Here is an 8366-nt window from a genome sequence, read left to right as displayed (position 1 = left end):
CCCGGGGCCGGGGGGTCCGGGGGGGAACCCCCCCGCCCCACGGCCGTGGGGGGGGGGCCCCTTGCCATGCGGGGGGCCCGAAACCCCGGCCCCCCGCTAGCCAGGTTTCCGTTACTCGGGAATGGCGGCCAGCGCCGCGCCGCCGCGTGCCCGGCCCAGCGTGCCGACAATCAGCGCGGCGATCAGCACCAGCACGCCGCTCAGCACCATCGCGCTGGAGATACCGAAGCTGTCGACCGTCACGCCGCCGATCAGCGCGCCCGAGGCGATCGCCACCTGGAAGCCGCTCACCAGCAGGGCCTGGCCGGCTTCGGGCGCGTCGGGCACCGCTTCCATCATCCAGCCGGTCAGCGCCACCGGGATGAGGCCGAAGGCCACGCCCCAGATCACGACCACCACTGCCCCGGGCACGAAGCCAGAGCCGATCACGGTCGTCAGCAGCAGCGCCGTCGCGAGCATCAGCGCCGCCAGCAGGGTGGTGCCGCGCACGCTTCGCGCCACGAGGCTGCCGCCGACGAAAGTGCCGACGAAGCCCACCGCGCCGTAGACCAGCAGCAGCGTCGAAACCGAGTTGGGCGCCAGTCCGAACACCTGCTGCAGCAGCGGCTTCAGGTAGGTGTAGGCCGCGAAGTGGCCGGCGATGAAGAACAGCACCGCGAGCAGGCCGACCTGCGCCATGCGGCGCGTGAGCGGCGTCAGCAGGTCGCGCGCGCCGATGGCGCGCACCGGCGGAATCGATGGCAGCAGCCACAGCTGCACCAGCAGCACGAGCGCGGCGAGAGCACCGGTCACGGCGAACGAGGCGCGCCAGCCGAACAGCGTGCCGAGGAACGAGCCGGCCGGCACGCCGAGCACGGTGGCGGCCGACACGCCGGCGAGCACGTACGACATGGCCCGCGCCTGCGAGGCATGCGGCACCAGTTGCGTGGCGGCGGCGGGTGCGAAGGTCCAGAAGCCGCCGACGCACAGGCCGAGCAGCAGGCGCGCGACCAGCATGGTGGCGAAGTTGGGCGCGAAGGCGGCGAGCAGGTTCGAGGCGATCAGCAGCGTGGTGAGCGCGATCAGCACGGTGCGGCGGTCGAGCTTGCCCGAAGCGACGATCAGCGCCGGGCCGGCGAAGGCGGCCAGCACGCCGGGCATGGTGACCATCAGGCCGGCCGTGCCGTCGGACACGTTGAGCCCGCGCGCGATGTCGGTCAGCAGGCCGATGGGCATGAACTCGGTCGAGACCATGGCGAAGGTGCCGACGGCGATGGAGCCGACGGCAAGCCATGCGGAGCGGGAGGCCGAGGCCGGTGCGGGTGCCGCCGCGCTCGCGAGCTCGTCGATGCAGGGGTTGCTGCTGGGTGAATTCATCATGGAATGCGGTCCTTGGAAGCACCGGCGACGAACTCGCCAATGCTGGTGAAGAGGCATTCGAGTGTGCGAGCGGTCGCGTGCGCGACATAGGGGCCGGGAAGCAGTAGTCAGTTTCCCGAGGGCGAACAATCGGCCCTTTTGATGGCTATCGCCATCCGCATGCCCGCTGGCGCGGCTCAGGTGAGCGTTGGCCGCAGCTGCAATATCCGGCCATCGGCGATGAACGAGTCGCCGATCAGCACTCGAAAGGCCGCACCCTGCGGAAACTTCGGTTGGGCAATGGCCGGCGAGAGAAACTCGATCTCCAGCGCCGCAGGCTTGCCGCGCTCCAGCGCATCGCCCGGCGGCACGACCCAGCGCGCCGAGAAGCCTTCCTTGTCGATCACCAGCGCGCAGCGGTATTCGCCCGGCGCGATAGGAATGTCCTGCGAGGGCAGGGCCGGCTTGCGGAAGGTGAGCTCGGCGAGCACATGCGGCGCGAAGGCGCCCAGCGTGTCGAAGCTCGGTGGCGCCACGGCCGCGGGCGGCGGCGCGCGGCGTGGCCGCTTGCTGATGAGCCACGCGATGACGTTGCCGATGATCGGCACCCACAGCACCATCAGCAGCGTGCCGATGTCGCGGGTGGTGGAGCCGGGTACTGCGTAGTGCCGCACGACGGCGCCGCCGATGGCCACGCACAACAGCACGGCGACGATGACCTTTCGGCGGAACTGGATCTTCGTGCTCATGCCTTGGGCGGTGCCGCTTCCGCAAAGGAGGGAATGTCGCAAGCGTGGTCCAGCCACGGCACTTCGTGAGAGGTCCAGATGTGCGCGCTTGGACGCTGGCCCGGGTCGTCGTCGAGTGAACCCAGGCGCAGAATCACCTGCGGCTGCGCCACCCATTCGGCCACGAGGTGCGTGCCGCAGCGGGTGCAGAAATGGCGCAGCTTGCCGGGCGTCGACTCGAACGAACCGATGGCGTCTTCGCCCGCGGTCCAGCGGAAGTCGGACCTGTCGACGCGAGCGGTCGTGGTGAAGGCCGCGCTGTGCGCCTTGCGGCAGGTCGCGCAATGGCAGTGGGCGATGGGCCCGGCGAGGCGGGCGGCTTCGTACCGGACGGTGCCGCAGAGGCAGGAGCCTTTCATGGCGATCTCTCTTGGGTGTTGGGGCAGCGAGTCTATGCCCGCTTTCGCCTCTCCCCCGGCTGCGTCATCCCGTGTTGCGCAGCCCCGCCGCCACCCCGTTGATCGAGATGTGGATGCCGCGCTGCAGCCGCTCGCCGCCGTCGCCCGCGCGGTAGCGCCGCATCAGCTCGACCTGCAGATGATGCAGCGGATCGATGTAGGGGAAACGGTGGCGCACCGAGCGCTGCATCTCGGCATTGCCTTCGAGCCGCTGCTTCGCGCCGGTGATGAGCGTGAGCGCATCCGACGTGCGGTGCCATTCGGCGTCGATCATCGAGAACACCTTCTGGCGCAGCTTGCGGTCCGTAACCAGCTCGGCGTAGCGCGACGCCAGTGCGAGGTCGCTCTTGGCCAGCACCATGTCCATGTTCGACAGCAGCGTGCGGAAGAAGGGCCACTGTGCGTACATCCGCTGCAGCAGGGCCACGCGTTCCTTCTTGCCCGCGGCGGTGCCGGCGGCGGCCAGGAATTGCTCCACGCCCGAACCGAAACCGAACCAGCCCGGAATGGTCAGGCGGCACTGGCCCCAGCTGAAGCTCCACGGCACTGCGCGCAGGTCGTCGATCTTGTGGCTCGGGTTGCGCGACGCGGGGCGCGAACCGATGTTGAGTTCGGCGATCTCGCGGATCGGCGTGGAGCCGAAGAAGTAGTCGCCGAAGCCCGGGGTTTCGTACACCAGCTTGCGGTATGCGGCCATGCTCGCGGTCGAGAGTTCGCCGGCCGCCGAGAGGAAGGTGGCCGGCGCCAGCTTGCCCTGCGGCAGCAGCGTGGCTTCGAGCGTGGCGGCCACCAGCGTCTCGAGGTTGCGCCGGCCGATCTCGCGGTTGGCGTACTTAGAACCGATGACTTCGCCCTGCTCGGTGAGGCGGATCTGGCCGCGCACCGTGCCCGGCGGCTGCGCAAGGATCGCCTGGTAGCTCGGGCCGCCGCCGCGGCCCACCGTGCCGCCGCGGCCGTGGAACATGCGCAGGCGAATCGGGTTGGCCTTCTTCTTGTTCAGCTCGTCGAACAGCGATACCAGCGCGATGCCCGCGCGGTAAAGCTCCCAGTTGCTGGTGAAGATGCCGCCGTCCTTGTTGCTGTCGCTGTAGCCGAGCATCACGTCCTGTTCGGCGCCCGAGCGTTCGATGAGCGCCTGGATGTTCGGCAGCGCGTAGAAGGCGCGCACGATGGGCGCGGCGTTGCGCAGGTCTTCGATGGTTTCGAACAGCGGCACCACGATCAGGTCGCAGGTCGCGTTGCTGTCCATCGCGCCGCGCAGCAGGCCCACTTCCTTCTGCAGCAGCAGTGCTTCGAGCAGGTCGCTCACCGTTTCGGTGTGGCTGATGATGTAGTGGCGGATGGCCGCGGCGCCATAGCGCGCACGCGCGGTGCGGGCGGCGGCGAAGATGGCCAGCTCGCTTTGCGCGAGCGGCGAGTAGTCGGCGTCGGGCACGCGCAGCGGGCGGGCGTCGTCGAGCAGCTTGAGCAGCAGCGTCTGCTTGGCCTCTTCGGCCAGCGAGGCGTACGAAGGCTCGATGCGCGCGGTGGCCAGCAGCTCGGCGATCACGGCCTCGTGCTTGTCGGAGCTCTGGCGCAGGTCGACTGTGGCCAGGTGAAATCCGAACACCTCTACCGCACGAATCAGCGGCAGCAGGCGCGGCGCGGCGAGCACGGTGCCGTGCTTTTCCTCGAGCGACTCGGCCACGGTGCGCAGGTCGGCCAGGAACTCTTCGGCCGTGGCGTACGGGTTCTGCGGCGCGACGGCGTGGCGCGCGGCCTCGCCGCCGGTGAGCTCGCGCAGCGTGGCCGCGAGGCGCGCATACACACCGGTGAGCGCGCGGCGGTAGGGCTCGTCCTTGCGGTGTTCGCTCTTGTCGGGCGAGCGCTCGGCCAGCGCCTGCATCTCGACCGACACGTCGACCAGCGTGGCCGACAGCGACAGCTCGCTGCCGAGGTAGTGCACCTCGGTGAGGTAGTAGCGCAGCGCCAGTTCGCACTGGCGGCTCAGTGCGTATTCGAGCGTCTCGGCGGTGACGTTGGGGTTGCCGTCGCGGTCGCCGCCGATCCACTGGCCCATGCGCAGGAAGGGGGCGACCGAGGGTGTGTGGCCGCCCTGGGCCAGGGCCTTTTCGAGGTCGGCGTACACGCGCGGGATCTCGCGCAGGAAGGTGGCTTCGTAGTAGCTCAGCGCGTTCTCGATCTCGTCGGCCACGGTGAGCTTGGAAAAGCGCAGCAGGCGCGTCTGCCAGATCTGCGTGACGCGGATGCGCATCTGCGTTTCGTTCTCGGCGAATTCGAGTGGCGTGAGCGCGTCCTTTCCCCCGGCGTAGGCGCTCTGGCGCAGCTTGATCTCGTCGCGTGCGGTGAGCAGTTGCGCGATGGCGCGCTCGGCGTCGAGGATGCTCTTGCGCTGCACCTCGGTCGGATGCGCGGTGAGCACCGGCGAGACGTAGCTGTGGGCCAGCGAGGCAACGATTTCGTCGGGCTTCACGCCCGCCTTGCGGATGCGGGCGAGGGCGGTCTGCAGGTCGCCGTCGACGCTTTCGCCGGCGCGCTCGGTTTCGGTGCGGCGGCGGATCTGGTGACGGTCTTCCGCGAGGTTGGCCAGGTGACTGAAGTAGGTGAAGGCGCGGATCACGCGCACCGTCTCGGCCGCGCTCAGGCCCTTGAGCAGGTTCTTCAACGCGCGGTCGGCGGCGTGGTCGGCATCGCGGCGAAAAGCCACGGACAAGGTGCGGATCTTCTCGACCAGCGCGTAGGTCTCGTCTCCCTCCTGCTCCCGGATCACGTCGCCGAGGATCCGGCCCAGCAGCCGGATGTCGTCGATCAACGGCTGGTCTTCGGCCTGGCGGCGCTTGGGGGGAGCAGGGGTCTTGCTGGCTTTCATTCGATGTTGGTCCTGGACTTCTTGAATGGATGCGCCGTCTGCGTTGCTGCGGCGCAACATGCTAGCATTCCAAGGGTTTGGAACACGTACTTTTGGAACAGGTCTTGAGCAATATCGTGATCGCCACGCGCGAAAGCCGCCTGGCACTCTGGCAAGCCGAACACGTGCAGGCGCTTTTGCAAGAAAAGGGCCACACGGTCAGCCTGCTCGGCCTGACCACCACCGGCGACCAGATCCTCGATCGCTCGCTCAGCAAGGTGGGCGGCAAGGGGCTCTTCGTGAAAGAGCTCGAACTCGCGCTCGAAGAAGGGCGCGCCGACATCGCGGTCCATTCGCTGAAAGACGTGCCGATGGACCTGCCGGAAGGCTTTGCGCTCGCCTGCGTGCTGGAGCGCGAAGACCCGCGCGATGCGCTCGTCTCCCCGCGCTACGACTCGCTCGACGCAGTGCCGCAGGGCGCGGTGGTCGGCACCTCCAGCCTGCGCCGCTTGGTGCTGCTGCGCGCGCTGCGGCCCGACCTGCGCATCGAACCGCTGCGCGGCAACCTCGACACCCGCCTGCGCAAGCTCGACGAAGGACAGTACGACGCCATCGTGCTGGCGGCGGCCGGGCTCAAGCGGCTGGGGCTCGAGAGCCGCATCCGCGTGGCCTTCGACCCCGACACCATGCTGCCGGCCGCGGGGCAGGGTGCATTGGGCATCGAGGTGCGCGCGGACCGCACCGACCTCATCGGGCTGCTGGGCTCGCTGGCCCATGACGGCGACTGGCTTTCCACCACCGCCGAGCGCGCGGTGAGCCGCGCAATGGGCGGCAGCTGCTCGATGCCGCTCGCGGCCCACGCGCGATGGCAGGCCGATGGCGCGTTGCGCATCGATGCAGCGTGGGGCGACCCGGAAGGCAACGCGCCGCTGGTGAAGGTGCATGCGCTGGCGCCCGCCGCCGGCTTCGCCGAGGCCGACGCGCTCGGCCAGCGCGCCGCGGCGCTGCTGCGCGACGCCGGAGCCCACTGACATCCGTGGTCATCGCATGACCGCCCGTCCCGTCATCGTCACGCGGCCGGCGCGCGAGGCAGTGCAATGGGTGAGGGACCTGCGCGCAGCGGGACTCGACGCAGTCGCGCTGCCGCTCATCGTGATCGAGCCGGTGGTCGATGCCGAGCCCTTGCGCACGGCGTGGCGGCAACTCGCGGACTACTCGGCGCTGATGTTCGTGAGCGCCACGGCCGTCGAGCATTTCTTCCAGCACAGGGAGCCTGCCCGCGCATTGGCGGGATGCCGCTTCTGGGCCACGGGCCCGGGTACCACGCGCGCCTTGCTTCGTGCCGGCGTGCCGACCGGGTCCATCGACGCGCCGCCGCCCGAAGCCACGCGCTTCGACTCCGAAGCGCTGTGGGAGCGCGTGCAGGCCCAGGTATCGGCCGGCGTGCGCGTGCTGATCGTGCGCGGCGGCGACGAGGCCGGACGACCGACGGGGCGCGACTGGCTCGCCAACGAGATCGATGCCGCGGGCGGCCATCGCGACACCGTGGTGGCATACCGCCGGCTGTCGCCATCGCTGGACGTCGTACAACGCCAGTTGGCCATCGATGGTGCCGAGGGCCGCGCGATCTGGCTCTTCAGCAGTTCCGAGGCCATCGGCAATCTCCAGCGGGCGATGCCTGGCGTCGACTGGCATGCCGCAAGCGCGGTCGCCACGCATGCACGCATCGGCGAAGCCGCGCGGGCCGCGGGTTTCGGGGCGTTGCGTGTAAGCACGCCGCTGCTGGATGCGCTGATCGCGTCTATAGAATCCCTGGCATGAGCGCCGCGTCCCCGTCAGACGATCTTTCCCCTTCTTCCCCAACCGCTGCCACCGCGCCGGTGCCTGCCACGCTGGCACCGCACCAGACGCCGGCCGCGCAGGCCGCGGGCGCGCTGCTTCTCTCCCGCGTGGCGTTCGGCCTGGTGGCCCTCGTGGCGCTGGCCGCATTGCTGATTGCGATCGCGCTGTGGCAGAAGGTCAGCGGCATGAAGGAGCAACTGGCGCGCCAGAGCGCTGACGCCATCGCGCAATCGATGGAGGCGCGCACGCTGGCGCGCCAGGCGAGCGACACGGTGCGCGACGCTTCGGCCCGTGTGGCCCTGGTCGAAACCCGCGTGGCCGAAGTCGCGCTGCAGCGCTCGCAGCTCGAAGAACTGATTCAAAGCCTCTCGCGTTCGCGCGACGAGAACCTCGTGGTCGACATCGACTCGGCCGTGCGCCTTGCCTTGCAGCAGGCACAGGTCACGGGCAGCGTCGAGCCGCTGCTGGCCGCGCTCAAGGCCGGCGACGTGCGCATCGCGCGTGCCGCGCAGCCGCGGCTGACCCCCCTGCAGCGAGCCATGCAGCGCGATGCCGACCGCTTGCGCAGCAGCGTCAGCACCGACAGCGCCGAAGCGCTGCAGAAGCTCGACGAACTGATGCGCGGCGTAGACGACCTGCCCACGCTCAACGCAGTTGCCGTGCGCGGCAACGGCACCAACGCCTGGCAGGCCGAACCGATTCCCGCCGATGCGCCGTGGTGGCAGCGCGCACTGCTCACGGTGCGCGGCGAAGCCCGCTCGCTGGTGCGCGTCGGCCGCATCCAGAGCCCGGAGGCGATCCTGCTGGCGCCCGAGCAGTCCTATTTCCTGCGCGAGAACCTCAAGCTCAAGCTGCTCAACGCGCGCCTTTCGCTGCTGTCGCGGCAGATGGAAGCCACGCGCAGCGAGCTGTCGCAGGTGACCGCGTCGCTCAACCGCTATTTCGATCCCGCATCGCGCCGCACCCAGGCTGCCGCCACGCTGCTGCAGCAATTGCAGGCCCAGCTGAAGACGACCGAGCCGGTGCGCATCGACGACACGCTGGCGGCACTGGCCACCGCGGCCGCAGGGCGCTAGAACGAATGACCCACCGGCTTTTCACTTGCTTCGCTCCGTGCAATTCGCCATCCCCCTTGGGGAAGGCGCGGCTCGC

At 69.6% G+C, this 8366-nt stretch carries 7 protein-coding genes; 3 read left to right on the top strand and 4 right to left on the bottom strand.

Annotated features, from left to right (window positions below):
- Positions 1-111: 111 nt before the first annotated feature.
- From ACCD11_RS18745 to ppc, 4 genes are all read right to left on the bottom strand, one after another.
- On the bottom strand, positions 112-1359 hold the full coding sequence (locus tag ACCD11_RS18745; RefSeq protein ID WP_413315006.1) for an MFS transporter: 1248 nt from the start codon (positions 1357-1359) through the stop codon (positions 112-114).
- Between the two features lie 176 nt (positions 1360-1535).
- Positions 1536-2087, bottom strand: a complete 552-nt coding sequence (locus tag ACCD11_RS18740; RefSeq protein ID WP_007830450.1) for a hypothetical protein — start codon at positions 2085-2087, stop codon at positions 1536-1538.
- Complete coding sequence (locus tag ACCD11_RS18735; RefSeq protein ID WP_007830451.1) at positions 2084-2485, bottom strand: GFA family protein; 402 nt, start codon at positions 2483-2485, stop codon at positions 2084-2086. The genes ACCD11_RS18740 and ACCD11_RS18735 overlap by 4 nt, the downstream gene beginning before the upstream one ends.
- A gap of 64 nt (positions 2486-2549) precedes the next feature.
- Positions 2550-5393 carry a phosphoenolpyruvate carboxylase gene (gene ppc, locus ACCD11_RS18730; protein ID WP_413315005.1) on the bottom strand — a complete coding sequence of 948 codons (2844 nt, stop codon included), beginning with the start codon at positions 5391-5393 and terminating at the stop codon, positions 2550-2552.
- 104 nt (positions 5394-5497) lie between these two features.
- On the opposite strand from ppc, the gene hemC reads away from it, so the two are divergent.
- Genes hemC through ACCD11_RS18715 form a run of 3 tightly spaced genes read left to right on the top strand, consistent with a single transcriptional unit; the run spans position 5498 to position 8290 of the window.
- A complete protein-coding gene (gene hemC, locus ACCD11_RS18725; protein ID WP_413315004.1) occupies positions 5498-6403 on the top strand; it encodes a hydroxymethylbilane synthase in 906 nt (301 codons plus the stop codon).
- A gap of 16 nt (positions 6404-6419) precedes the next feature.
- Positions 6420-7193: a uroporphyrinogen-III synthase gene (locus tag ACCD11_RS18720; protein ID WP_413315003.1), complete on the top strand. Its 774-nt coding sequence runs from the start codon at positions 6420-6422 to the stop codon at positions 7191-7193.
- The gene (locus tag ACCD11_RS18715) at positions 7190-8290 is read left to right on the top strand and encodes a uroporphyrinogen-III C-methyltransferase (RefSeq protein ID WP_413315002.1); all 1101 of its coding nucleotides are present in this window, start codon (positions 7190-7192) and stop codon (positions 8288-8290) included. The genes ACCD11_RS18720 and ACCD11_RS18715 overlap by 4 nt, the downstream gene beginning before the upstream one ends.
- Positions 8291-8366: the final 76 nt, after the last annotated feature.

Source organism: Variovorax sp. Varisp36, assembly GCF_047304235.1.
In the GTDB taxonomy this organism is placed as follows: domain Bacteria; phylum Pseudomonadota; class Gammaproteobacteria; order Burkholderiales; family Burkholderiaceae_C; genus Variovorax.
This window is presented reverse-complemented; position numbering and strand designations above follow the sequence as displayed.